Annotated in this window: 17 protein-coding genes and 2 pseudogenes; 10 read left to right on the top strand and 9 right to left on the bottom strand. The window is 62.0% G+C overall.

Annotated elements, in window-relative coordinates; genetic code table 11:
• Positions 1-15: 15 nt before the first annotated feature.
• The 8 genes from atpD (at position 16) to FPT15_RS02900 (ending at position 8,556) form a co-directional block, all read left to right on the top strand.
• Entirely contained in the window at positions 16-1,392 is a 1,377-nt protein-coding gene (atpD, locus tag FPT15_RS02940; protein WP_017135118.1) for a F0F1 ATP synthase subunit beta, read from the top strand.
• A 44-nt stretch (positions 1,393-1,436) separates the two neighbouring features.
• On the top strand, positions 1,437-1,853 hold the full coding sequence (locus FPT15_RS02935) for a F0F1 ATP synthase subunit epsilon (protein ID WP_003177061.1): 417 nt from the start codon (positions 1,437-1,439) through the stop codon (positions 1,851-1,853).
• A gap of 123 nt (positions 1,854-1,976) precedes the next feature.
• Positions 1,977-3,344, top strand: coding sequence for a bifunctional UDP-N-acetylglucosamine diphosphorylase/glucosamine-1-phosphate N-acetyltransferase GlmU (gene glmU / locus FPT15_RS02930; protein ID WP_145158399.1), 1,368 nt, complete (start codon positions 1,977-1,979; stop codon positions 3,342-3,344).
• A 207-nt stretch (positions 3,345-3,551) separates the two neighbouring features.
• The gene (locus FPT15_RS02925) at positions 3,552-4,322 is read left to right on the top strand and encodes a DeoR/GlpR family DNA-binding transcription regulator (protein WP_178119651.1); all 771 of its coding nucleotides are present in this window, start codon (positions 3,552-3,554) and stop codon (positions 4,320-4,322) included.
• Positions 4,323-4,331: 9 nt separating this feature from the next.
• Complete coding sequence (gene glmS / locus FPT15_RS02920) at positions 4,332-6,164, top strand: glutamine--fructose-6-phosphate transaminase (isomerizing) (protein ID WP_145158395.1); 1,833 nt, start codon at positions 4,332-4,334, stop codon at positions 6,162-6,164.
• 60 nt (positions 6,165-6,224) lie between these two features.
• Positions 6,225-6,602, top strand: a complete 378-nt coding sequence (locus FPT15_RS02915) for a hypothetical protein (protein WP_145158393.1) — start codon at positions 6,225-6,227, stop codon at positions 6,600-6,602.
• A 209-nt stretch (positions 6,603-6,811) separates the two neighbouring features.
• Positions 6,812-7,393 (top strand): LemA family protein, encoded by a 582-nt coding sequence (locus tag FPT15_RS02905; protein WP_145158389.1) that lies wholly within the window; start codon positions 6,812-6,814, stop codon positions 7,391-7,393.
• The gene (locus FPT15_RS02900; protein WP_145158387.1) at positions 7,390-8,556 is read left to right on the top strand and encodes a hypothetical protein; all 1,167 of its coding nucleotides are present in this window, start codon (positions 7,390-7,392) and stop codon (positions 8,554-8,556) included. The genes FPT15_RS02905 and FPT15_RS02900 overlap by 4 nt, the downstream gene beginning before the upstream one ends.
• A 209-nt stretch (positions 8,557-8,765) precedes the next feature.
• Here FPT15_RS02900 and pbpC read toward each other — a convergent pair whose 3' ends face one another.
• The 3 genes and pseudogenes from pbpC to FPT15_RS02885 form a co-directional block, all read right to left on the bottom strand.
• Positions 8,766-11,063 (bottom strand): penicillin-binding protein 1C, encoded by a 2,298-nt coding sequence (gene pbpC, locus FPT15_RS02895; RefSeq protein WP_145158385.1) that lies wholly within the window; start codon positions 11,061-11,063, stop codon positions 8,766-8,768.
• Positions 11,044-16,851 carry an MG2 domain-containing protein gene (locus tag FPT15_RS02890; protein ID WP_145158383.1) on the bottom strand — a complete coding sequence of 1,936 codons (5,808 nt, stop codon included), beginning with the start codon at positions 16,849-16,851 and terminating at the stop codon, positions 11,044-11,046. The genes pbpC and FPT15_RS02890 overlap by 20 nt, the downstream gene beginning before the upstream one ends.
• A 79-nt stretch (positions 16,852-16,930) precedes the next feature.
• A pseudogene (locus FPT15_RS02885) lies at positions 16,931-17,014 on the bottom strand (LysE family translocator); the annotation flags it as partial.
• On the opposite strand from FPT15_RS02885, the pseudogene FPT15_RS02880 reads away from it, so the two are divergent.
• Positions 16,980-17,310: pseudogene (locus tag FPT15_RS02880) on the top strand (Lrp/AsnC family transcriptional regulator). The pseudogenes FPT15_RS02885 and FPT15_RS02880 overlap by 35 nt on opposite strands.
• A 145-nt stretch (positions 17,311-17,455) precedes the next feature.
• Here FPT15_RS02880 and FPT15_RS02875 read toward each other — a convergent pair.
• From FPT15_RS02875 to FPT15_RS02850, 6 genes are read right to left on the bottom strand one after another with little or no spacing between them, the layout of a single operon-like run.
• Positions 17,456-18,388 carry a phosphatidate cytidylyltransferase gene (locus tag FPT15_RS02875; protein WP_145158380.1) on the bottom strand — a complete coding sequence of 311 codons (933 nt, stop codon included), beginning with the start codon at positions 18,386-18,388 and terminating at the stop codon, positions 17,456-17,458.
• Between the two features lies 1 nt (position 18,389).
• Positions 18,390-19,010, bottom strand: a complete 621-nt coding sequence (locus tag FPT15_RS02870) for a 1-acyl-sn-glycerol-3-phosphate acyltransferase (protein ID WP_145158377.1) — start codon at positions 19,008-19,010, stop codon at positions 18,390-18,392.
• A 9-nt stretch (positions 19,011-19,019) separates the two neighbouring features.
• Complete coding sequence (locus tag FPT15_RS02865; protein WP_119741217.1) at positions 19,020-19,463, bottom strand: hypothetical protein; 444 nt, start codon at positions 19,461-19,463, stop codon at positions 19,020-19,022.
• A complete protein-coding gene (locus FPT15_RS02860) occupies positions 19,453-20,751 on the bottom strand; it encodes a phosphatase PAP2/dual specificity phosphatase family protein (RefSeq protein ID WP_145158375.1) in 1,299 nt (432 codons plus the stop codon). The genes FPT15_RS02865 and FPT15_RS02860 overlap by 11 nt, the downstream gene beginning before the upstream one ends.
• 2 nt (positions 20,752-20,753) lie before the next feature.
• The gene (locus FPT15_RS02855) at positions 20,754-22,508 is read right to left on the bottom strand and encodes a bifunctional alpha/beta hydrolase/class I SAM-dependent methyltransferase (protein WP_145158372.1); all 1,755 of its coding nucleotides are present in this window, start codon (positions 22,506-22,508) and stop codon (positions 20,754-20,756) included.
• Positions 22,509-22,518: 10 nt separating this feature from the next.
• Positions 22,519-23,136, bottom strand: coding sequence for a CDP-alcohol phosphatidyltransferase family protein (locus FPT15_RS02850; RefSeq protein WP_145158369.1), 618 nt, complete (start codon positions 23,134-23,136; stop codon positions 22,519-22,521).
• Between the two features lie 318 nt (positions 23,137-23,454).
• Here FPT15_RS02850 and hflK point away from each other — a divergent pair, with 318 nt between their 5' ends.
• Entirely contained in the window at positions 23,455-25,380 is a 1,926-nt protein-coding gene (hflK, locus tag FPT15_RS02845) for a protease modulator HflK (protein WP_145158366.1), read from the top strand.
• Positions 25,381-25,388: the final 8 nt, after the last annotated feature.

Here is a 25,388-nt window from a genome sequence, read left to right as displayed (position 1 = left end):
TCAGAGGATCCAGCTATGAGTAGCGGACGTATCGTTCAAATCATCGGCGCCGTTATCGACGTGGAATTTCCACGCGACAGCGTACCGAGCATCTACAACGCGCTGAAAGTACAAGGCGCGGAAACTACTCTGGAAGTTCAGCAGCAGCTGGGCGACGGCGTAGTTCGTACCATTGCGATGGGTTCCACCGAAGGCTTGAAGCGCGGTCTGGACGTTGTCGACACTGGCGCAGCCATCTCCGTACCGGTCGGTAAAGCGACCCTGGGCCGGATCATGGACGTACTGGGCAACCCGATTGACGAAGCTGGCCCGATCGACACCGAAGAGCGCTGGGGCATCCACCGTCCAGCACCTTCGTTCGCCGAACAAGCTGGCGGCAACGATCTGCTGGAAACCGGCATCAAGGTTATCGACCTGGTTTGCCCGTTCGCCAAAGGCGGTAAAGTCGGTCTGTTCGGTGGTGCCGGTGTAGGCAAAACCGTAAACATGATGGAACTGATCCGTAACATCGCCATCGAGCACAGCGGCTATTCCGTGTTCGCCGGTGTGGGTGAGCGTACTCGTGAGGGTAACGACTTCTACCACGAGATGAAGGACTCCAACGTTCTGGACAAAGTGGCACTGGTTTACGGTCAGATGAACGAGCCGCCGGGAAACCGTCTGCGCGTAGCACTGACTGGCCTGACCATGGCCGAGAAGTTCCGTGACGAAGGTAACGACGTTCTGCTGTTCGTCGACAACATCTACCGTTACACCTTGGCCGGTACTGAAGTATCCGCACTGCTGGGCCGTATGCCTTCGGCAGTAGGCTACCAGCCGACCCTGGCTGAAGAGATGGGCGTTCTGCAAGAACGTATCACTTCGACCAAAGAAGGTTCGATCACCTCGATCCAAGCGGTATACGTACCTGCGGATGACTTGACTGACCCGTCGCCTGCGACCACTTTCGCCCACTTGGACGCCACCGTCGTTCTGTCCCGTGACATCGCTTCCCTGGGTATCTACCCAGCGGTCGATCCACTCGACTCGACTTCGCGCCAGCTGGACCCGAACGTGATCGGCCAGGAGCACTACGACACCGCTCGCGGCGTTCAGTACGTGCTGCAGCGTTACAAAGAACTGAAGGACATCATTGCGATCCTGGGTATGGACGAGCTGTCGGAAGCCGACAAGCAGTTGGTAAACCGTGCTCGTAAGATCCAGCGCTTCTTGTCGCAGCCGTTCTTCGTGGCTGAAGTCTTCACCGGTGCTTCGGGTAAATACGTTTCCCTGAAAGACACCATTGCTGGCTTCAAAGGCATCCTCAACGGTGACTACGACCACCTGCCAGAACAAGCGTTCTACATGGTCGGCGGCATCGAAGAAGCGATCGAGAAAGCCAAGAAACTGTAATCCCGGCGCCCGGCAACGGGCGCTCATCAGGTTGAGGCAATCAGATGGCTATGACAGTCCATTGCGATATCGTCAGCGCGGAAGGGGAAATCTTCTCCGGTCTGGTAGAAATGGTGATTGCACACGGCGAACTCGGTGACCTGGGTATTGCCATGGGCCACGCGCCGTTGATCACCAGCTTGAAGCCAGGTCCGATCACGCTGACCAAGCAAGGCGGGGAAAAGGAGGTGTTTTACATCTCTGGTGGTTTCCTCGAGGTTCAGCCGAACATGGTCAAGGTACTTGCCGACACCGTGCAACGTGCTGGCGACCTGGATGAAGCCTCCGCTCAGGAAGCCGTCAAGGCTGCCGAGAAGGCCCTGAACGAAAAGGGCGCGGACTTCGACTACAGCGCTGCTGCTGTACGTCTGGCCGAGGCTGCAGCTCAGCTGCGCACGCTCCAGCAGATCCGCAAGAAGTAAGCGGCCCAGCCGTCATGCTTCATGTGCGATTGATTAAAAAGGGTAGCCTCGGCTACCCTTTTTCTTTTTTTGCAAAACACTTCTCTGGTCTGAAGCCGGACCGCCCAGGATTGGTAGCCATTCATGTCTCTTGAAATCGTCATCCTCGCCGCAGGCCAGGGCACTCGCATGCGTTCGGCCCTGCCCAAAGTGCTGCACCCGGTCGCGGGTAATTCCATGCTCGGCCATGTTATCCACAGCGCCCGGCAACTGGATCCCCAGCGGATTCACGTAGTGATCGGCCACGGCGCCGACGTGGTGCGTGAACGCCTGGCGGCGGATGACCTGAATTTTGTGTTGCAGGACAAACAGCTGGGCACCGGCCACGCCACCGCACAGGCCGTGCCGTTCATCAGCGCCGACACAGTCCTGATCCTCTACGGCGACGTGCCGTTGATCGAAGTGGAAACCCTGCAACGCCTACTCAAGCACGTCGTGCCTGGCCAGATGGGCCTGCTCACCGTCGAACTGGATGACCCCACTGGTTATGGCCGCATCGTGCGCAATGCCGACGGCAAGGTCGCGGCCATCGTTGAGCACAAAGACGCCAGCGAAGCCCAGCGCGCCATCACTGAAGGCAACACTGGGATTCTCGCGGTGCCGGCCAATAAGCTTGCTGACTGGATGAGCCGCCTGTCCAACAACAACGCCCAGGGCGAGTACTACCTCACTGACGTGATCGAAATGGCCGTGAGTGATGGCCTGCTGGTCGCCACCGAGCAGCCCCACGACCCCATGGAAGTGCAGGGCGCCAACGACCGCAAGCAGCTTGCTGAGCTGGAGCGTCATTACCAGCTGCGCGAAGGCCGCCGTCTCATGGCCCAGGGCGTGACCCTGCGCGATCCGGCGCGCTTCGACGTACGCGGTGAAGTCAGCGTCGGCCGCGACGTGCTGATCGACATCAACGTGATCCTCGAAGGTCGCGTGATCATCGAAGACGACGTAGTGATCGGCCCGAACTGCGTGATCAAGGACAGCACCCTGCGCAAAGGCGTGGTGATCAAAGCCAACAGCCATATCGACGGTGCGGTGATGGGCGAGGGCAGCGATGCTGGCCCATTCGCGCGTTTGCGTCCGGGCAGCGTATTGGGGGCCAGGGCGCATGTGGGTAACTTTGTCGAACTGAAGAACGCGCGCATGGGCGACGACGCGAAGGCCGGCCACCTGGCTTATTTGGGCGATGCGGTGATTGGTGCTCGCAGCAACATCGGTGCGGGTGCGATCACGTGCAACTACGACGGTGCGAACAAGTATCAGACGACGATTGGCGAGGACGTATTCATCGGCTCGAATAACTCGCTGATTGCTCCCGTCACTATCGGCGACGGATCCAACACTGCTGCGGGCTCAACCATCAACCTGGATGTGGATAAGTCGCAACTGGCCGTAGCCCGCGCCCGCCAGCGCAACATCGACGGCTGGAAACGCCCGGTCAAAATCAAAAAGACCTGAGTTATCCACAATCAATGTGGGAGGGGCTTGCCCCCGATGGCGGTAGATCAGTCAGCTTACGAATCGACTGACACTTTGCTATCGGGGGCAAGCCCCCTCCCACATTTGCGGTGTGGTGGGCTTAAAAATTTTGTTCGCGCTGCTTGACGATCTTTCGCCAATAGGTTTTGATTGCCTTCGTTATCTTTCGAAACGAAACCTATCATCATCATGTCGAAACGAAATACTCCCCAACGACGCCACAACATCCTGACCTTGCTCAATGAACAGGGCGAAGTCAGCGTGGACGAATTGGCCAAGCGTTTCGAAACGTCGGAAGTCACCATCCGCAAGGACTTGGCCGCGCTGGAAAGCAATGGCCTGTTGCTGCGCCGCTACGGGGGCGCCATCACCATGCCTCAGGAGCTGGTGGGCGACGCCGCCCAGCCCATCTCGGCTTACAAGCGCGCCATCGCACGTGCGGCCGTGATGCGCTTGCGTGAACACGCGCGCATCATCATCGACAGCGGCAGCACCACCGCCGCCATGATCCCCGAGCTGGGCCATCAGCCCGGCCTGGTGGTGATGACCAATTCCCTGCACGTGGCCAGCGCCTTAAGCGAGCTTGAACACGAACCGGTGCTGCTCATGACCGGCGGCACCTGGGACCCGCATTCGGACTCGTTCCAGGGCCAGGTGGCCGAGCAAGTGCTGCGCTCCTACGACTTTGATCAACTGTTCATCGGTGCCGACGGCATCGATCTGCAGCGCGGTACCACCACCTTCAACGAACTGCTGGGCCTGAGCCGCGTGATGGCCGAGGTCGCCCGTGAGGTGGTGGTGATGGTCGAGTCCGACAAGATCGGCCGCAAGATTCCCAACCTGGAACTGCCCTGGAGCAGCGTCCATACCCTTATTACCGATGATCGCCTGCCGCTTGAGGCCCGCGACCAGATCCAAGACCGCGGCATTACGCTGATATGCGCGGCAATCATCTAGGAGAAAACCATGTGTGGAATTGTAGGCGCAGTCGCTGAACGCAACGTCACCGCCATCCTGCTTGAAGGCCTCAAGCGCCTGGAATACCGCGGCTACGACAGCGCCGGTGTGGCGGTCTTTACCAACGCCGGCAAGCTTGAGCGTATGCGTCGCCCGGGCAAGGTCAGTGAACTGGAGCAAGCCCTGCTCGGCGAGCCGCTGGTTGGCCGTCTGGGCATCGCCCACACCCGTTGGGCCACCCACGGTGCGCCATGCGAACGCAATGCCCACCCGCACTTCTCCGGTGACCTGGCGGTGGTGCACAACGGCATCATCGAGAACCACGAAGTGCTGCGCGCGCAGCTCAAAGGCCTGGGCTACGTGTTCACCTCGGACACCGACACCGAAGTCATCGCCCACCTGCTGAACCACAAGCTCAAGGACCTCGGCGACCTGACCGTCGCCCTCAAGGCCACCGTTAAAGAGCTGCACGGCGCCTACGGCCTGGCCGTGGTCAGCGCCAGCCAGCCAGACCGCGTGGTTGCCGCGCGCAGTGGCAGCCCATTGGTGATCGGCCTGGGCCTGGGCGAAAACTTCCTCGCCTCCGACCAACTGGCGCTGCGCCAGGTGACTGACCGTTTCATGTACCTGGAAGAAGGCGATATCGCCGACATCCGCCGCGAAAGCGTGGCGATCTGGGACGTCAACGGCAACTCCGTCGAACGCGAAGCCGTGCAATACCGTGACGGTGCCGAAGCCGCTGACAAAGGCGAATTCCGCCATTTCATGCTCAAGGAAATCCACGAGCAACCGTCTGTGGTGCAACGCACCCTGGAAGGCCGCCTGAGCCAGAGCCAAGTGTTGGTCAACGCCTTCGGCCCACAAGCCGCCGAGCTGTTCGCCAAAGTGCGCAATGTGCAGATCGTCGCCTGCGGCACCAGCTACCACGCCGGCATGGTTGCGCGTTACTGGCTCGAAGAATTGGCCGGCATCCCGTGCCAGGTCGAAGTCGCCAGCGAGTTCCGCTACCGCAAGGTGGTGGTGCAACCCGACACCCTGTTCGTGACCATCTCCCAGTCCGGCGAAACCGCCGACACCCTGGCGGCCCTGCGCAACGCCAAAGAGCTGGGCTTCCTCGCCAGCCTGGCCATCTGCAACGTCAGCATCAGCTCCCTGGTGCGCGAATCCGACCTGACCCTGCTGACCCAGGCCGGTCGCGAAATCGGCGTGGCTTCCACTAAAGCCTTCACCACCCAGCTGGTTGGCTTGTTGTTGCTGACGCTGTCGCTGGGCCAAGTCCGCGGCACCCTCGCCGAAGGCGTCGAAGCCACGCTGGTCGAAGAACTGCGCCGCCTGCCAACCCGCCTCGGCGAAGCCCTGGCCATGGACAGCACGGTGGAAAAAGTCGCCGAACTGTTCGCCGACAAAAACCATACCCTGTTCCTCGGCCGTGGCGCGCAGTACCCGGTGGCGATGGAAGGCTCGCTGAAACTCAAGGAAATCTCCTACATCCACGCCGAAGCTTACCCAGCCGGTGAGCTGAAACACGGCCCACTGGCCCTGGTGGATGACGACATGCCGGTGGTCACCGTCGCGCCCAACAACGAACTGCTGGAAAAGCTCAAATCCAACCTGCAGGAAGTGCGCGCCCGTGGCGGCCAATTGATCGTGTTCGCCGACGAAAAAGCCGGCATGACCAACGCCGAAGGCACCCACGTCATCAACATGCCGCATATCCACGACACCTTGTCACCGATCCTCTACACCATCCCGCTGCAGTTGCTGTCCTACTACGTTGCCGTGCTCAAGGGCACCGACGTGGACCAGCCGCGTAACCTGGCGAAGTCGGTGACGGTGGAGTAATACGGCACACGCTGGAGGCCCGCACCGGGTCTCCAGCCTCCACGCAAGGACGCGACCTCGATGCAACCTGACTTTTCCCAACTGCGCGAACGTTTGAACGATCGCCGCTTTGCGGTAACGACCAACACCCAAGGGCTTTCCGGCTCGGGTACGGTGTTTCATTACCGGGTCGAGGGTGACGCTATTACGGGCACTTACCAGGGTGGCCGCATCCGCACGGGCCAGCAGGTCGGGCGCGTGACGGGCTCCAACACCCTCGAGCTTCTGTTTCAGTGCCTGACGCTGGACGGTGAGCTGCTTGCCGGTTGGTCACGCGGCACGGTCGGCGTGAATCAAGCCGGGCTTACCACGCTGGCGTTCGAGTGGGGGTGGTTGTCGGGCGCGATGGGCGGCGGTACATCCAGCTACATCGAGATGGCGGCACCAGAACCCCGGTAATCGGGGTTTTTTATGCGCGCTGTTTCGGGCGTTGTAAGGATCAGATCGTTAGCTTCACCGACAAGACTTTCCCCGTGGAAGTGGAAAACCAGCTGATCCTGTACCCCTAACGACCTCCTGTCGAATCTGTGCGCTACTGCCGGGCGCGCCGTCAGGCTTTACCCCTAGAATGCCTCCCTGTGGATAACTCAGCCAGGGACGCCTTCACCATGAATATCGAACTGCTAATCGCCGGCATCGTCGTGCTGATCATTGTCGTGGGCGTGATCGGCTGGATGGTCGGGGTCTACAACGGCCTGGTCATGCGGCGTAATGATGTGGATAAGGCGTTCGCCAACATTGACGTGCTGCTCAAGCAACGGGCCGACCAGATCCCCGACCTGATGCGGGTGGTGCAGACCGCCATGAACCACGAGAACGCGCTGTTTACGCGGCTGAGCGATGCGCGTAACCAATACTTGAATGCCAGCAGCCTCAACGACAAGGTCGATGCGTCCAACCAGCTCAATGCCGCGCTCAAATCGGTGATTGCGGTGGCGGAGAGTTATCCGGCGTTGATCTCCGGGCCGAACATGGTCGAGTTGCAGCAGGCCATTTCGGCCGTGGAAGAGCGCATTGCCGACCGGCGTGAGTTCTTCAACGAGTCGGTCAACCTCTACAACATCGCCATCGCGGTGTTCCCAGACCTGTTCTTTGCGCGAATGCTCAGCTATCAGCGTATTCCGTTGCTGGCGATCAGCGCCGAAGAAACCCGCTACGAAGGCGTAAAGCTTGAGGTGCCGGGGGCATGAAAACCACCCAGGCAGGCGTCGTCGCGAAGAAACCCAAGTGGAAAACCGCGTTGGCGCTGGTGTTGCTCGCAGGCTTCATCAGCTTGATTGCTTATGCACCGCACATTTTTATCGCGCTGTTTTTCCCTGTGGGCATTCTGGTCGGCCTGCTGCTCAGCTTCGGGCCCAGTTTCTATAAAACCGAACAGCGGCTGGCCACCAGCCAGATTCGCTCGCTGGCGATGGGCTTGGTGGAAGTGCGCGGCAAAGTGATTGCCGACAAAACCCAGCTGTCGCCGGTGAATGGCAAGCCGTGCGTGGGCTATGTCTGGGTTGTCGAGGACGGCAAGAAAGACGACGACGGGCGCTGGAGCTGGAGCCGGGTATCCGGCGAGGCGCGCTGCAATGACTTTCGCCTGCAGGATGCAACGGGTGAGATCCGCGTGATCGCCGAAGGCATTGATCTGTTCGGCAACAAGGCCCCCGACGACTACGAACTCGTCGGCAGTTCCCGACGCCAAGGCGAAATCCTGCTGGTCCAGGACCTGGACGTGATGCTGATTGGCGATGCCTGTGAGCGCGACGGCAAACCTGCGATTGCCCAAGGCAAACAGCGCTACGCGGTGTTCGGTCTGGCGCTGACCCAGGATGTAGAAAACACTCGCGTGCTGGCGCCGCTATGGCGTGCCGGTGGTTTCTATGCGGCCGTGGTCGGGATGATCGGCGTGGGCATCATGGCCATGACGCCCGCGCATTTCGCCCAACTGCATTTACCCGGTCCCGACACGTATCAGCAAATGGAGCCACTGGGCCCCGTGTATCGGCTGCTGGCCTGGCTGTACCGCGAGGGCGGTTTCCCGATTCCGTTCATGGCGGCGTTTGGTTTTTTCCTGACGATCATCGTGGTGATGATGGCGACCCGGCTGGTCCTGCCCAAAGGCATGCGCCTGGCGGTGGGTCGTGTGCTGGGTGCGTGGATGGGATTGGGCATGGTCATCGGCGGCGTGGTCACGCTGCTGCTGTTTGTGGCTCAGGTGGATACCTTGAAGCTGTTTCTGGTGTGGATGCTGATCCTGCTCGGCACGTTGGTGTTTTCGATCTTCGAGCAACGCAAGCTGGGTGCGGCGTACAACCATTTTGCCAAGAGCGCAGGCAAAGCCAGTTTCGGCGATGAAGACGCCTGATCTAGAACAACTCTAAAAGGCTGCCAAATCCCTCTGTGGCGAGCGGGCTTGCCCCGCGTTGGGCTGCGCAGCAGCCCCAAAACCAGACGCTGAGTTTTATTAGGAACACCTCAGTGCCCTTATTGGGGCTGCTGCGCAGCCCAACGCGGGGCAAGCCCGCTCGCCACAACAAGCCTGCTCACCACATTACCCAGTCATGAGCGATGTGATCACGGCACAAACTCCACCTTCAACCCGCGGCTCGCACTGCGGCCCTGATCATCGCTGACCCGCAACCGGTATTCGCCCGACTTGCCCGGCCGCCAGTTCAACGTGGTTTGCGGCGGGCCTTGGCCGATCAGCGTCTGGTCGGCAAACCAGTACAGCGTGGTTGCGTCGCTGGCCGCGTTGGCATTGAGCGGGATACTTTCCTGCGGCTGGGACAGTCGCAACTGGTAGCTCACCTGGGTCAGCGGCGAGCGAATCTGCGGCGCTTCGCTTTGGTCGCTGATGCGGTTGGGCTGGCAATTTTTCATTACATTAGGCGGCGTGCGCCGGGGCAGGCCGGCGGCGCGATACAGGCGCTGCACATCGCTTGGCCAGAATTCGAAGACTTCTTCACGGGTGTATTGCGCATCGAATGGCGGGCACGCGGCCTTGCCAGTGCGGGTGTCGATCAACACCGGGCGGTGCAGGTTCGACACACGAATCGGCGACACGCCGGGGATGTACCAGGTCTTGCGGGTTTGCGGGCACCAGCGGTTGGGCAACTCACCGGAAGCGGCACACACGTCGATGCGCACCAACCCGGCGGGTGGTTTGTCAGGTTTTATCACCACGTTGGGCAGCGCCAGCGGCAGGGCGTCAGCGATGCGAAAGAACAACGGCGCAGCGGTCTTGGCGCCGATAAACGCAGGGTTTGGTCGACCATCGAAGTTACCCACCCACACCACCAGCACGTACGGCCCGACCAGACCCGCGCTCCACGCATCGTGAAAACCCCACGAGGTGCCGGTTTTCCACGCGGTGCGCCAACGGCGGCCCGGCAAGCCATCCGGCCGTGGGTTGCGGCGCAACATGTCGCGCACCATAAACGCGGCCTGCGGCGTGAGCAGTTGCGGTCCAGTGGATGGCGGCTGTTCCTGCAAATACCGTAACGGCCGCAGATGCCCGTCACCGGCCAGCATCACATACAGCCGCGCCAGCTCCTCGGGCGTCATCTCACCACCGCCGAGGGCCAACGCCAGGCCGTAATGGCTTTCGCCGCGCAGGCCCTGGATGCCGGCGCGTTGTAGCAAACCATACAGCGAGGGTGATTTGACTTGGCTGGCCAGCCACACCGCCGGGATATTGCGACTACGGATCAAAGCATCCCGCGCTGTCAGCGGCCCGATAAAACTGCCGTCGAAATTTTCCGGCTGGAAGTAGCCAAAGTTGCTCGGCAAATCCTTGAGGATGCTCATGGGGTGGATCACACCCTGATCCAGCGCCAGCCCATACAGAAACGGCTTGAGGGTCGATCCCGGCGAGCGCCGCGCCAACACGCCGTTGACCTGCCCGTGAATGCTTGTGGATAAGTAATCCGCCGAGCCCACCAGCGCTTTTACACTCTGGTCGCGGCTGTCGATCAGGATCGCTGTGGCGTTTTCCACACCCGTGCTGCGTCGCTCGGCAATAAAGCCGGTAATCAGGCGCTCGAGCAGTTGCTGAAGCGGCAGGTTGAGGGTTGTGTTCAACTCGTTGCCAGCCTGTGAAGCCAGCAACTGTTCGCTCAGGTGCGGCGCCAGAAACGGGATTTGCTGACGGTTGCGCGCTTCCAGCGGCAAGTCCAGCAAGCTGTCGTTTCGTGGGTCGTGTGGATAAGTCTCGCGCCAGTCGGCCATCAAGCGCAGCCGCGCGTTTTGCAGCGAGGGCCCGAAGCGCGCGCGTCGCCCCGGTTGCTGGGGAATCACCGCCAGCGCCAGCGCTTGCGACAACGACAACTGAGCTGCCGATTTGCCAAAGTAAATGCGACTGGCCGCCTCGGCGCCTTCGATATTGCCGCCCATGGGCGCCAGGTTCAGGTAGGCCTCGAGGATGTCGTGCTTGCTGTAGCGCGCCTCCAGCCACAACGCCAAGGCCATCTGCTGCAACTTGCCCGGCACCTGGCGAGTGTTCAAATCCCACAAGCGCCGCGCCAGTTGCATGCTCAAGGTCGAACCACCCTGGCGTTGGCCGCCGCTGTAGGTGGCCATGGCCGCGCGCAGCAACGCCGGGGGATTGATCCCCGGGTGCCAATAAAAATTGCGGTCTTCCTTGAGCAGCAACGCCTCGACCAGTGACGGCGACATGCGCGCAAGCGGCAGCCACAACCGGTATTGGCCGTCATCCGCCAACGTCATGCGCAGCAGCGCGCCGTCGTCGGCCAACACCACCCGCGACGAGGTGACGGCCTGTTCCAGCGGGGCGTGCGGCCACAACCGCAAGCCCACCAGCACCACCGCCGCTGCCAGCAGCGGCGTCAGGCGTTTAAGGCTTGGTAATTTCAAGCTGGCCTACTTTGCCGCGCCCTTGCAGGGTGGTTTCGTACATCCCTTCGGCGTAGGCCGGTGGCGTGTTGAAGGTGCCGGCGTTGGTGGCGCGCACGCGGTAGACGAAAGTGCCCACATCGCGCAGCGCGGTGCCGTACAACACCACCCGATCATCGCGCACGTCCACGTAGTCCGGCTGCCAGTTGCTCAGTTCGGTTTCGCCGATAGGCGCCTGCCAGGCATCCGCTTCATCCTCGTCGGCGGTTTCCACGTACTCCGAATCGTCGCCTTCACTTTCATCGGCGCTGGCGGTTTCCGGCTCCGGCGGCAAGTTATACACAGGCTCGACGCCGCCGGGCAGCAGGTCGACCACGGCCACTTGTTGCACTTGGTCGCGGTCGGTCGCACGCAGGCGCAGACGCACCAGGAACTCATCACCCACCGCCACTTTGCTCACCGGCTCGCCTTTGAGGTCGAGGTATTCGTGGATGATTTCCAGGCCATTGTTGATCGGCTTGAGCTTGGCGCCCTTGTCGAAACCGGCCTCGCTGAGCATGTAGAACGCGGCCGGGCCGTCGGTTTTTTCCATCACCAGTTTTTGCGTGGCACCCGGTACGGCGGCGCGTGGCGGCTGACCGGCCATTTCCAGCAGTTGCTGCTGCTTGTCGCCCAGCCAGGCGGTGGCTTTGAGGGTCATGTCGCTTTGCGCGCGCTGGCCATAGTTGTCCAGGGCACGCAGCAGCAGAGCGGCCGACAGCGAGTTGTAGCGTTGCTCGTTGAGACGCTTGCCGAGCTTATCCAGCAAGGCTGCTGGTACATCGTCCAGCAATTCAGGGAAGTGGCGTGCCAGCAGGTGCAAGTGTTCGGCGTCGTGCACCAGCGGGTCGTAATACAGGCCGTCGCTGTCCCACTTATCCACAAGGGAGCGCCATGGGATTTTGCGGAACAGCGTATCGGCCTGGCGGTCCTGCTTGAGCAGCTTGTAGCTGGCGGCCAGGTAAGCGGCGCCCAGGTCGTTCTGCCAGGTGTCTTTGAAGTAACTCTCGTAGCGCTCGCGGATATCGCTCAAGGCGCCGCTTACCAGAATTCCCTGACGGCTCAGCAGGTAACTGGCGTAGGCGCGGTTGCGCAATTCCGACAGGCCTTCGCTCGGGCCGTTGGCCAGTTCTGTCAGGTAGGCGTTGGAGCGCACCAGCAAATCTTCCGGCACCGGCAGCCCACGCTCCTTGGCTTCGATCAGGAAGTCGGTGGCGTACAGGCTGGCATAAGGCGCCACATCCGGGTTGGCGGCCCACAAACCGAAACCACCGGCCTGGTTCTGGCGTTGGCGCAACATACGCACTGCGCTGTTGAACGCTTGCTCGGCTTCTGGCGCGGTGCCGCCCCAGATCAACGCCGGCATGGCCTTGGACACCAATTGCTCGGTGCAGGCATAGCCATAGTCATCCAGGTAATGCTTGAGGCCGTTGGCCCACACCAGCGGCGAGGCCGCCACGCCCAGTTGCACGTCGCGCAGCTGGCTGAACAGCTCGCGCGTTGGCTTGAGCTCTTTGCTGGCGCTGTCGAAACGACCCAGGCTCAGGGCCACGCGATGTTCGCTCAGTGGGCGGATCGAGGTGGTTTCTGCTACCTGGATGCGTTTGCCGTCTGGCAGCACGGCGATAAAGCGCAGGTCCGCCGAACCGAGGGTTTCGCCGACCTTGATCTTGAACTCGGCGGTGCCTTCCTTGCGCGGCTGCAATGACAAGGTGCTGCCTTTGTCACCCTGCACGGTGAGGCCGTCGCTGGTCTGCACTTCAAACTTCACGTCGGCCGCCGCGTCGAGGTTGCTGAACACCCCGGCGCTCACGTTGAACACATCCCCCGGCGCGACAAAAGCCGGTACGTTCGGTGTGATCACGATCGGCCCACGCACCTCGGTGTTGGCCTCGCTCACACCGACGCTGTCGGCATCCACCGCCACCGCAAACAGGTGCAGCTTGCCGTTGAAGTTGTCCGGCACCTGGTAATGCAGCACGGTTTCACCGGCCGGCAGGTCCACCAGCCCGGACCACCACGCCACCGGCGGCTGATGTTTACGCTTGAACGGGTTGAGGTGGTTGGCCAGGGCGCCTTCCGTATCGCCGCCGGGCGCTGCCCCACTGAGCAAGCGGCTGAATTCCGGCAGGATCAGGTCAAGAATCTGACTGGTGCCGACCTCCAGTGCGCGCTTCTGGAAGAAGAAACCCAACGGGTCCGGCGCCTGGTAGCGCGCCACTTGCAGAATGCCTTCGTCCACCGCGTAGACCACCGCGCGGCCTGGGCGGTCGGCGGTGACCTTGATGTCCAGAGTTTGCCCCGGCTCGATCTTCGCCGGGCCTTCGACCTTCAGCGCCATGCGCCGCGCATCGAGGTTGATGCTGAACGGCACCACGCCGTAGGACAGCGGGCTCATATAAACCTCGGACGAGCCAATGTCGCGCACAAACTGCACGTTGACGTAGGCATTGCCCTCAAGGCCTGCAGGCACGCGGATATGTTGCACGCTGTTGGTGCTGTCGGCCTTGAACCATTGCTGGGTGTAAACCTTGTCGCGCTCGATGGTGATCAAACCCGCGCCGGTGTACGGCGCGCGGATGCTGATCGCAATCTCATCGCCGGTGGCGTAGCTGCGTTTATCCAGGCGCAGCTGCAACTCGGCATTACGCTCCAGGGAGCGCGACGTGTTGCCACGTCCGGCCACGCTGTAGTCGATCTGGTTGAGCAGGTTGCCGTTGGCATCCTTGAGTTGCAGGGTGAAATCGCCTGGCGTACCGGTGTTCAGGGTCTGCCTGGCGCCGTCCTTGGTCATCGTCAATGGCGAGGCGGGCTGGCTGATGTTCTTGATGCGCGACTCGTATTTGTAGGTGCCGTTGGACTGTTTCACCAACACCGACACATAACGGTGCTCGACCACTTCACTGGTCAGGCCGTCCACCGCCAATGGCGTGAGGTCCGGCGCGACGGCCAGCCACTGCACCTGACGCGGGGTGTCCTTGGCGACGTACGACAGCGAATCCTGACTTTTCACACCCACCAGATAAGGCGCGGACGACACCAGCAGTGCACTTTGCGCCGCCACATTACGCCCACCTTCAGCCTCGAACACCTGGGTCATAACTTGCAGGCGATAGGTGCTGTTGGCGAAGCGTTGCAGGTTAAGGTCGAGCACGGCCTGGCCGTTTTCGTCGACGGTGGTTTCGGCGAGGTCTTCGGTGCTGGCGTCTTCCAATGAGTTGTTGAGGCGGAAGCGGTAATCGGGATAACGGTCGAAGGCCGCAAGCGTCGGGCTCAAGGACATCTTCGCCGTCACCCGGCGGCCGGCTGCCGGAGCGCCGAACAAGTGCATTGCAGTGACTTTGGCCACCACCTGGTCCGGTGGAATCCAGCCCAATACTGGCGTGTCGTGCAGGCTCAGGCTGACCTTCATGCGGTCCGGCTCGAAATCGCGAACCTTGAAGCTGACACTGCCCAGGTCGGTGCGGGTGTTTTTCTCGCCAATCAACTGCAAGGTCGCGGTGTAATCGCCTGCGGGGGCGACGTCGCTGCTGGGGAAATCAAAGGTTTCAAAACCGCTGGTGGATAACTTCAGGGGTTGGCGAATCACTTCCAGGCCACGCGGGTCGGTGATTTGCAGCTCCACCGGCAGGCCTTGCAGGGCGCCTTTCCAGTTGCCGCTGCGCACGATCATGCCCAAGTGCGCAGTCTCGCCAGGGCGATACAGGCCGCGGTCGGTGAACAGGTAGGCGCTGAGGCGATCAATCGCGCCGTCTTCTTCCAAACCGCCTACATCAAAGCGCGACAAATCCAGCTGCTGCGACTGACGGGCAATCGGTAGGAAGGACTGGTCATTGCCGCGAGTGACTACATACATCAGCGGCGTTTTCTCACGGCGCAGTTCATCCAGCTTGGCGAAATGCGCATGGCCTTCGGTGTCGGTACGGCCACTGCTGACCGGCAGGCCGTTGCGACCAATGATGTCGACCTGTGCGTCGGCCACCGGCGACCCATTGCCGATCGACTGCACGTACACATCATGGCTGCCGTCGCTGGAACGCTTGGCGATGATGCCCAGGTCAGTCACCACGATAAAGCGCAGGTCGCTGGTACTGCTGCGGTCGTATTCGAACGTGCGTTCTGCGGGGTCATCCTGAGGGCTGAGCTTGAGCACGAAAATGCCACGACGCCCGCCGTTGGCGGTGAGGTAGTGGCTCAGGTCAACGTTGTCGTAGACGGTTTTCGCCGGGTCATTGGACGACAGCGGAATATCCAGCGACTGACGCTCCACCATGCGGTCGAAGTATTCATTGCCGAAGTTCGGCCGGGCAAAACTGCCGCTGCTCTGGTCTACCAGGTGTTGCAACTGGTTGGGTAACAGGCGGGCGATTTCCACGTGGGCGCCGGGCACGCCACGGGCCATGAAGCCCAGGCGTTTTTCGCCGTTGAGGCTCAGCAGCGCGCCGTTGGACAGGAACTGCAGCGTGCGCGGATACGCCGGCATGCTGATCAACGAGGCTGTAGGGTTTTTCGCCAGATAGCCGCCGATGGCTTCCAGGTTGGCGGGCACGCGCACATACAGCGCGCGACCGGCCGGGGCCTTGAACTTGAACGCGTGCAAGGTGTTCAGCGGCTCGACGCTGGGCACATGGGTCAGGGCGACCTTGGTGCTGCGGGCGAGCAGGGCGTCGTCGATGTCGTTGCTGGTATAGGGGCGGGTGTCGTCCTGGGCTTTTTCCGGCAGCAGCCACGCCTGGACCTTACCGGCAATGGTGTCATCGGCCACGGCGCTGGAGCTGCTGAACATCAGCACCGGTTCCGGTTCACCGCGTTCATTGTCGACAAAGCTGACGTCGGCGCCGGTGAAGGTCAGGCGATAACGGCCGGGCACGATGACTTCCGACACCAGCGGCGCGGTGCTGGCGTTGCCACCGTCACGGGCCTTGATGCCTTCGTCGAGCCTGGCGCTGACCGGCGTGCTTTCCAGCGGCGTGGCGAGGGCGGCGGAGCGTACGTAGGCGTTGAGCTTGTTGTCGTCGAAGGTGATTTCCGGGCGGTTGGGCAACTGCGCGTCGCGGTAGGCCAGGCCTTTGCCGAGGCTCACAGACACGCGCTTGCGCAGGTTGTCTTCATCCACCGGGTGGGAAAAGTGGAAGGTCGCGACCAGCTGTTTCAGCGTCGGGTTGGACGGGTCTTGATACAGCTCGTTTTGTGCCAGGGTGGCGCGGAATGGCTGGGTGGAAAACTGGCTGCTGTACTGGCTGAGCAACACGCCGTCGGCCAGGAGGTTTTTCTTCGCCAGGTCCAGCGTGTAGTGGGCGTCTACTGGCCAGTCTTTTTCTGGCACGAACAGTAAAGTGCGGTCATCGGACCAGCGCCAGGCGCCTGCCACGGTGGGTTTGAGGGTGATGCCCTCAGTCACCGGTTTGCCAATCGCCGCCAAGGGGGCCACGGATTCGGCGAAACGCACCTGCAAGTTATCCACCACCGGCGGTTGCTGGGTGTAATCCGTCAGGTTTGGCTTGTGCAACGAATAACCAACGGTGTGCGGCTGCGGCAGGTTTGAATACCAGTGCCAGCCGTAGAACCCGGCGCCAGCCAGTAACACCAGGCCCAACACGCCGGCGCCGGCCTGGCGCGGATAGGCGCGAGCGTTGCGGCCAAGGTTCGCAAAGCCTCGGCCGATGGCGCGCAGCCAGAAAGGCGGCTGCCATTGGCCGAACAGGGCACTCACCACCGTGGTTAACAGGCCGAGAAAACGGCGACTGATCGCTTTCAACGCATCAAACATGGTGAGCATCCCTGGCTAAGTGCGGCGTATCTTACACGCGTCTTTGATACAAAAGATGACGTGAATAGGCCGCAAACGCTCAGGCGTGTTGCACAAAAGTGAGACGCACCGCAAAACCGATCAAAAGGCTGCCGAATAACCACTGCTGCAGGCGCTGCGCCGAGCGATTGCTGAGTAACGTGCAACTGGCGGATGAGATCGGCCTGTTTGCGCCGTGTGAGGCTGCTGGAAGAAGCCGGGGTGATTCGCGGCTATCAAGCCACCCTGGACCGCGATGAAGTGGGCCTGGGCATGATGGTGTTCGTCGGCGTGAAGGTGGAGCGGCACAACGACACCGAGGCCAATGCTTTTCGGGAGGCGGTGACCGCACTGCCCGGCGTGAGGGACATCCGCAGCAACTTTGCGATCCAGACCGTGAAAACCCCAGGCGCCTTGCCGCTGGGGCATTTGCCAGGCTGAGCACTTCAAAACCCCACAAAACCACTGTGGGAGCTGGCTTGCCTGCGATAGCGGTGTATCAGTCAACAGATGGGTTGCTGACCCACCGCCATCGCAGGCAAGCCAGCTCCCACATTGATCCGCGTTGAGCTTGAGGTGGTATGTCTCAGGTCCACCAGTAGCGAACAAGGTGGAAGAAAATCGGCGCGGCAAAACACACCGAATCCAGCCGGTCCAGCATCCCGCCGTGACCTTCGATCATATGGCCCCAATCTTTCACGCCTCGGTCGCGCTTGATCGCCGACATCACAATGCCGCCGGCAAAGCCGAGCAGGTTGATCAGCAGCGCGATCAAGAACGACTGCCACGGGTTGAACGGCGTGGTCCACCACAGCGCTGCGCCGATCAGGGATGACAGCAGGATCCCGCCAACAAAGCCTTCGACGGTTTTGGACGGCGACAGGTTGGGCGCGATCTTGTGTTTGCCGAACAGCTTGCCACACACGTACTGCAGCACGTCCGACAGCTGCACCACGATCACCAGGTAGGCGATCAGCAACAGGTTGCGACCTTCGTAGCCAAGAATGTCGAGGGTCAGTAGGGCGGGGACGAAGGACACGCAGAACACTGCAATCATCAGGCCCCATTGCACCTTCGACGCGCGCTCCAGGAAGTGCGTGCTGTCGCCCCCCAGCGAAGCGAGGATCGGCAGCAGCAGGAACACGTATACCGGGATGAAGATCGAGAACAGCCCGTACCAGTCGGAATAGATCAGCAGGTATTGCAGCGGCAAGGCCAGGTAGAACGCGGCCACCAGCGCCGGGTAGTCACTGCGGCGGGTCGGGGTAAGGGTGAGGAATTCGCGCAGCGCGTAGAACGACACCGCGTAGAACAGCAGGATCACCGCACCGGTGCCGAGCCAGAAGGCGATGCCGATCACCACGACCATCACCCACCAGGCATTGATACGGGCGTTGAGGTTGTCGACGACCGCATTTGGCGTACCGCGGGTGCGCAACTTGAGGATCAGGCCGATCAGCGAGGCGAGCACCAGGATGGCGCCGATCCCGCCGAACAACATCAGGGTTTGGCTATCCATGTCAGACATGCTCCGGGGCAAGGGCAAGCAGGGCGTCGCGGGTGCGGGCGAGGAAGGCGGCTTTGTCTTCGTTATCCTCCAATTGCAGGGGAGCACCAAAGCTGGTGGTGCACAGCAATGGCAGCGGCAGCACGCGACCCTTGGGCATGACCCGGTTGAGGTTGGCGATCCACACCGGGATCAATTCGGCCTGTGGGTAACTTTTTGCCAGGTGGTACAGGCCGCTCTTGAAGGGCAGCAAGCCGTCTTCGAGATTGCGCGTGCCTTCGGGGAAGATAATCAGCGAGTCGCCACCTTCCAGGGCGGCAAGCATAGGCTGCAGTGGGTTATCCACAGGGTCTTTGCGTTCGCGATCTATCAGTACGCCGTTGAACACGCGGTTGATGATGTAACGACGCAGCGCACTTTTGTTCCAGTAATCGCTGCCGGCCACCGGGCGCGTGAACGTGCGCAGGTTCTGCGGCAAGGATGCCCACACCAGCACGAAGTCGCCGTGGCTGCTGTGGTTGGCGAAATAGATGCGCTGCACCGGCACCGGCGCGCACCCCAGCCACAGGCTGCGGGCGCCGGTTACGGTGCGGGCCATTGAGGTGATCAGGGTGGCAACCACAGGTTCGAACATGGGGATTCCTTATCCGGCGAAAGGTAGCCAAGGGCTGGCGAGGATCACGGCCAGGGTCAGCAGCATTTGTGCGCCCAGCAGCCAGGCCTGCTTGCGCAGCAGTTTGAGGGCGCCGCGACGGCGTTCGGTCCAGGGCCGGCCGACCCGCTTGGCCGATTGCAGGCCAAGGGTTTGCAGGGCCTGGTCGAGGTCGGGGGTGCGCTCGGTGTCGCGAGCGAGCAGCGCGAACAGGTCGGCATCGAAGGCGACGCGCAGCGCCCAGTACTTTTGCAGCAGCCCGAGAACAATCATCCACAGGCTGAGCAGCAGGCAGATTGGCGCGACACTCGCCATCAGCAGCTGGGCCAGGCCGAAAAGCACGCCGAGCAGTGTCAGGCCTGTGGATAACTGATCCAGCGAGCGACCACGGCGCAGCAGGCTGGCGACCACCTGGAGTTCCATATCAGCGGGCATGGGCTAAACCCTCCAAAGCTTCGCGGTGAGCGGGGTGCAGGACCACATGGGCCCGTGCTGTACGAATAATAGCCAGTGCCTCGTCCACGGTTGTGGCGCGCCCACTCTGCAGCAGCCAGGCAGCAACGGCCGTGGCGCTGCGTGAGTAACCGAGGGCGCAGCACACCAGTAATGGCCCGCTTGCGCGCAGGCGTTCAATGGCTTGGGCGGCTTGCAGGCATTCGGCGGGTGTCGGCGCAATTAGGTCCAGCACGGGGACGCATGCATAAGCGCGGCCCTGTGGATTAATCGGCAATTCGGCGCACAAATCGACGATCGCCTTGAATGAACCTTGCTCGCGTGCGGCGGGTATTCGACCGAGCCAGACGTTATCCACAATCAGGTCGGGCTGTGGATACTTGCGTGTCCACAGGCGTGAGTTGATCCACGCGGCCGCAAGGTAAGGCGCATACAGCCAGCGCGCGGCAGGCGTCAGCGTGCCGTCGAGCCGTTTTTGAAAGCCCGGCGCGCCGAGTACCAAGTAATTGGCCTTGATCAAACCCAGGGAAACCGCCGGCCACAGCAGCCACAGCCACCAACCGCCGAGCGTTAACGCGAGAATCACCAATGCCAGCGCGCCCAGGCCGTAGCGCACGCCCAGCCGCCAGCGTTTTCGATCCCGCGTAAGCCGCGCATTCAACAGCGGGCTCGGGTGCTCCAGCGGCCACAGCCACACGCATAGCCAGCCGGCGAGGGCGCCTGTGGGTAAGTCGATAAAGTGATGTTGATAAGTGGTCAGCACCGAAATACCGATCAACGCGAACCACCCGTGCACCATCCAGCGCCAGAAGCCTTGGCTGTGGCGCTGGTACATGATCCACAGAATCACCAGCAGCGCGATGTGCAGCGACGGTGCCTGATTAAACGGTTTGTCGAAGCCTGCCAGCACGGCAAACAGCCAGCCGAATACGCCATCCAGCGCCGGCCGTTCAAAGGTGAACCGCAGCGGCCAGATCAGGAAGCAGCTCACGGCAATCACCTGAGCGGTCAGTAGGCGCAGCGCGTGTTGTTTGAGTTCATGGCGGCTAGTGGGCAGCAGCAGCGAGAAGCCGTAGAGCAGGTCGATGGACCAGTAGGGCACGATGGTCCAGGCCCAGAACGGCATATGGGTTTCCCAGCCGAACACCAGCGTGCCGACGTCGCTGCGCTGGCTGGTGACCCAGGTGGCAAAGCCGTAGGTGCTGAAAAACAGCGGCGCCAACAGCAGCAACCACAGGATCGCAGGTTTCAATAAACCGGGTTCGCGCATGCTCAGATCTTCTGTGCCAGAGACACCGTGAAAATGCCCCATTCGTCCACACGCTGAGTGATCTTGCGAAAGCCTGCGGCCTCGACCAGTTGATCCATTTCCGCCTGGCTGCGACGGCGCATCACCCAGGCCTGGCCCTGACGATGGCTGGTCAGCGCGCGGGCGATCAGTTCCAGCTGCGGGTGCCACGGCTGGCCGGTGTACACCAGGTAACCGCCGGGCTCCACGGCTTCGGCAAGGCCGGCCAGCGAACCGCCGACCATGGCGTTATCGGCAAACAATTCATACAGCCCGGACACCACGGCCAAGGTCGGCTTGGGGTCGAGCGCCGCCAGGTCCACGCGATCAAACGCATCGCCTTTGACGAACTGCGCAATATCCCCCAGGCCTTTTTCGCGAATCAGCGCGCCACCGTCGCGCACGTTGATGTCGCTGTAGTCGCGCAGCAGGATCGACTCCGGCAGCGGCGATACGCCCTGCAAGGCTTCAAGAATGTAGCGGCCGTGGCCCGCAGCGATGTCGACAATGCGCACCTGGCGATCATCGCTGCGCAACTTGGCCATGGCCAGGCGCAACAGCTCTTCGACATTCAGCTTGCGCTGGCGAATGCCACGCCAGCCGATGGAGTTGAGGTAGTTGGTGTCGATCATCCGCCCCAGCCCGCCTTTGCCGGTGGGCTTGTTGCGGTACACATAATCCAGTGTGCTGCCGGAATCGAAGCCGGTGTCAAAGCCCAGTTTCACACCGTCCGAGAGGTTCTTGCCCAGGCCCATGCTGGCGCGGGTCATGCGCCAGTACAGGTCGCGCAAAGAGTTGCGCGGCAGCGGCGCGGCCAGGGATTCGGACTCGGCGCAGGTGGCGCCCAGCTTGTCGGCGTCGAGCAATGAGGCGCGGTCCAGCGGGTGCGTAAAGTTCTGCAGGATAAAGCGCCTGGCGCTGCTCACGGCCACGGCACGGTCGCGTTCACCGAGGGTGTCGTGGAAGAAGCCGGGCAAAATGTGCAGTTCTTTTTTCAGGCTGCCCAGGCGGTCGAAAAATTGCTGCTGGGGTTTGCGGTGCACCACAAAGTCCGAGCCGGAGATCAGCAGCTGGGTCGGCACCTGGATCGCCTGGGCATCGGCGACAACGCGGTCGGCGGCTTCATACAGGCCGAGCAGCACATTCACCGAGATCGCCTTGGTGATCAGCGGGTCGCTGTCGTAAGACGCGACGCGCTCGGGGTCATGGCTGAGGAACTTGGCCTTGACGTAGCTGTTAACGAAAAAGTTGCCGCGAAATGTGCGCATCAGCGCCAGGCCTGGCCGTGCGAACGGCACGTAGAGCTTGACCTTGAACGCCGGGGAGGCGAGCACCAGTGCGCGGATTTTCGGCGCGTAATCGTGCACCCACGTGGCTGCGATCACCGCGCCGACGCTCTGGGCGATCACCGCGCAATTGTCTTCTTCGACGCCGTAAGTGGCACCGATGTGGTCTCGAAAGGTTTGCACGTCGCGGGCACTGGTGGCGAAGCTTGGGCTGTCGCCGCGCGCGCCGGGCGACTGGCCGTGGCCACGGGCGTCCCAGGCAAAGAAGTCGAAGTGCGGCAGGTCCAGTTCATCGACCAGGTGGGCAATGCGCCCCGAATGCTCGTGGCCGCGATGGAACAGCAGGATCGCCTTGCGCGGCTCGTCGCCAAGCGGCGCAGTGGCCGGCCAGTGCCGGTAGAAAAGCTCGACGCCATCGTGGGTACCGAAGCTGTGCTCTTGCTGTTCACGCATCGCAAATTCCTTATGCAGAAGGGGACGTCGTTTCTTTGAGGCCCTGGCGCACGCGGTTGACCAAGGTGTAGGCGAGCAGCGCCGCGACCAGCCACATCACCGCGTTGACCCAACCCGCGCCGAGCCAGCCCAGCGCCACGCCGGTGGCCAATACGCCGAGTACAAACGCGCGATCACTCTTGCCCATCGGCCCGTCGTAGCGCCGCGACGCCCCGACCATTGGGCCGAGCACCCCGGCGTATTCGCTGAACACCGCCAGCAACGTGACCAGCAGCACCGGCGCCAGGCTCACGCCGGGGATCAGCGCAAAGGGCAGGATCAGCGCGCTGTCGGCGATCACGTCGCACAGTTCATTGAGGTAGGCGCCCAGCCGCGACTGCTGGCCGAATTCACGGGCGAGCATGCCGTCGATGGCGTTAAGAGCCATGCGCAGGATCATCCACAACGGGATCAGGGCAAACAGCCAGAGGTGTTGGGCAAAGCCTGCGATGAGCAGGCCGACCAGCAAGGACACCACGCCGGCCAGCACGGTGATCTGGTTGGCCGTGGTGCCGTTGTCGTAGAGGCGCTGCACGAGTGGGCGCAGTAAGTTTTGAAAACGCGGTTTGAGCTGATAGATCGAAATCATGGGAGGCGACGCTTCCTTGTCCGTTTACCCGCGAAAAACTGTTTTGGAGTGTGCCGATTAATCGGCGGCTGCACCAGTGATGGCTCGTGTTTATGGGGGGTTAGTCACGGTCTCGAAGGTAATGACGTACGAATGTGACAGGGGGCTTGCTGCCGATAGTGGTGGGGCCGTCAGCTGATCTGTTGCTGATACACCGTCATCGGGGGCAAGCCCCCTCTCACAGGGATTCTCGGTAGGGTTCAACCAGGTTGTTTTCGAACGAAAATTTCACGCCGCGTGTTATATCGTAACGAATTGTGTACAAACGGGCGTGAGTGGATGCAAGTGGATCTAGAGGCTGGCGGCGCTTCGGTTGAAGGCTTGCCGCGTTTTCAGCAGGGGCTGTTTCATGCGCGTCGATTGCGCCAGGCCGGCATCAGCCTGACGGCCCTGGCCGTTTGCGCTTGGGTGCTGGCGTTGTTTGTCGCCCTGTTTGCGCCGCTGTCGATCTGGCCGGTGGTGCTGATCAACTGCGCGTCGGCCTTGCTGGTGTTGGTGGCCGGCTTGCAATCGGCGTGGTGGGTCGCCGATTGGCGGGCGCAGGCGCTGGAAGAGCCGACGGTGGAATTGATCGAGCCGCGGCTTGAAGACACGGGCGGGTACGCGCGGTTTGCCGGACGTTTCGGCAGCAGCCTGCTGGCGCAGATTGGCGCGCCGGTGCTGTGGTTGAGTGGCTGGTCGTTGCTGGCACTGTTGAGCATTGTCGAATTCTGGAACCTGGCACTGCCCGCTGCAGCCGTGGGGCAATCGGCAAGCATTGGCGCCGCGCTGGGGCTGGCATTGGCCTTTGGTTTGCTGGTGTTCGAGCGCCGCCTGGCGCAGGAAACGGCTGCGCAATGGCCGGAAGCCTCACAGCTGGCGCAATTAAGCCGGGTGGCGATTGCGTGCCTAGTGGTCAGCGCGATCTGCCTGCTGTTTGCCGGCGCGCAATCTGTATGGCCCCTGCGCCTGGCCGTGTTGATCGGCCTGCTGCCGGGGCTGGTCGCCGTGGAGTTTTTGCTCAGGGCCGTACTGTCGCTGTTCAGCCCACGCCAGCCGCGCCTCGAACCACGCTTGATGGCGCAAAGCTTTATTGCCGGTTTGCTGCGTTGGCCGCCACAACCCTTGCAGGCGCTGCAGCACGAGTTGCACAACCGCTTCGGTATCGATTTGCGCCAGATCTGGGCGTTTACCTACATGCGCCGGGCATTCCTGCCGGTGCTGCTGGTGGTATTGGCCGTAGGCTGGGCGCTGACCGGCGTGCACGAAGTGCCCCTGCAAGGCCGTGGGATTTATGAACGCTTCGGCAAGCCAGTGGCGGTGTTCGGCCCTGGCCTGCATGCCGGATTGCCGTGGCCGTTGGGCCGCGTCATCACTGTCGAAAATGGCGTGGTGCATGAACTCGCTACCAGCATCAGCGAGGCGGCTACACCGGAGCTGGCCGCCGCCGAAGGCCCGGCGCCGACGATCGCCAACCGGTTGTGGGACGCCAGCCATGTGAATGACAAATCCCAAGTGATCGCCAGCAGCCGCGGCGACAAGCAGAGCTTCCAGATCGTCAATATGGACGTGCGGTTCGTCTACCGCATTGGCCTGACCGATCAGGCGGCGCTGGCCGCCACCTATAACAGCGCCGATGTGCCGACGCTGATTCGCAGCACCGCCAGCCGCATCCTGGTGCACGACTTTGCCTCGCGCACGCTCGACGAATTGCTCGGTGAGCAACGCACCCAACTGGCCGACGAAATCGGCCGCTCGGTGCAGGCGGACTTGCAGAAACTCAACAGCGGCGTGGAGATTCTGGCCACGGTGGTCGAAGCGATTCACCCACCGGCCGGCGCTGCCAATGCCTATCACGCCGTGCAGGCTGCGCAGATCGGCGCCCAGGCGCTGATCTCCCGCGAACGCGGCGCTGCCAGCGAACAGACCAACCAGGCCTTGCTGCAAGCAAGCACTGCTCGCGATCAGGCCTTGGCCACCGCGCGCGAAGTGAATGCTGGCGCGCAAGCGGCCGACCTGCGGTTCAGCGCCGAACAAAAGGCCTACGCCACCGCCGGCCAGGCATTCGTGCTGGAACAGTACCTCGGCCAACTCAGCCAAGGCCTGGCCCACGCCAAGCTGCTTATTCTGGATCACCGCCTGGGCGCCGACGGCGCACCGACGATTGATCTGCGTTCTTTTACCTTGCCGGCCGACCCTATGGCGCCGCGTAAAGCCGTTCAATAAGGAGTCTG

It is taken from the genome of Pseudomonas sp. RGB (assembly GCF_007713445.1).
GTDB lineage: Bacteria > Pseudomonadota > Gammaproteobacteria > Pseudomonadales > Pseudomonadaceae > Aquipseudomonas.
The sequence above is the reverse complement of the archived record's forward strand: the minus strand, read 5'-3'. Positions and strand labels throughout refer to the sequence as shown.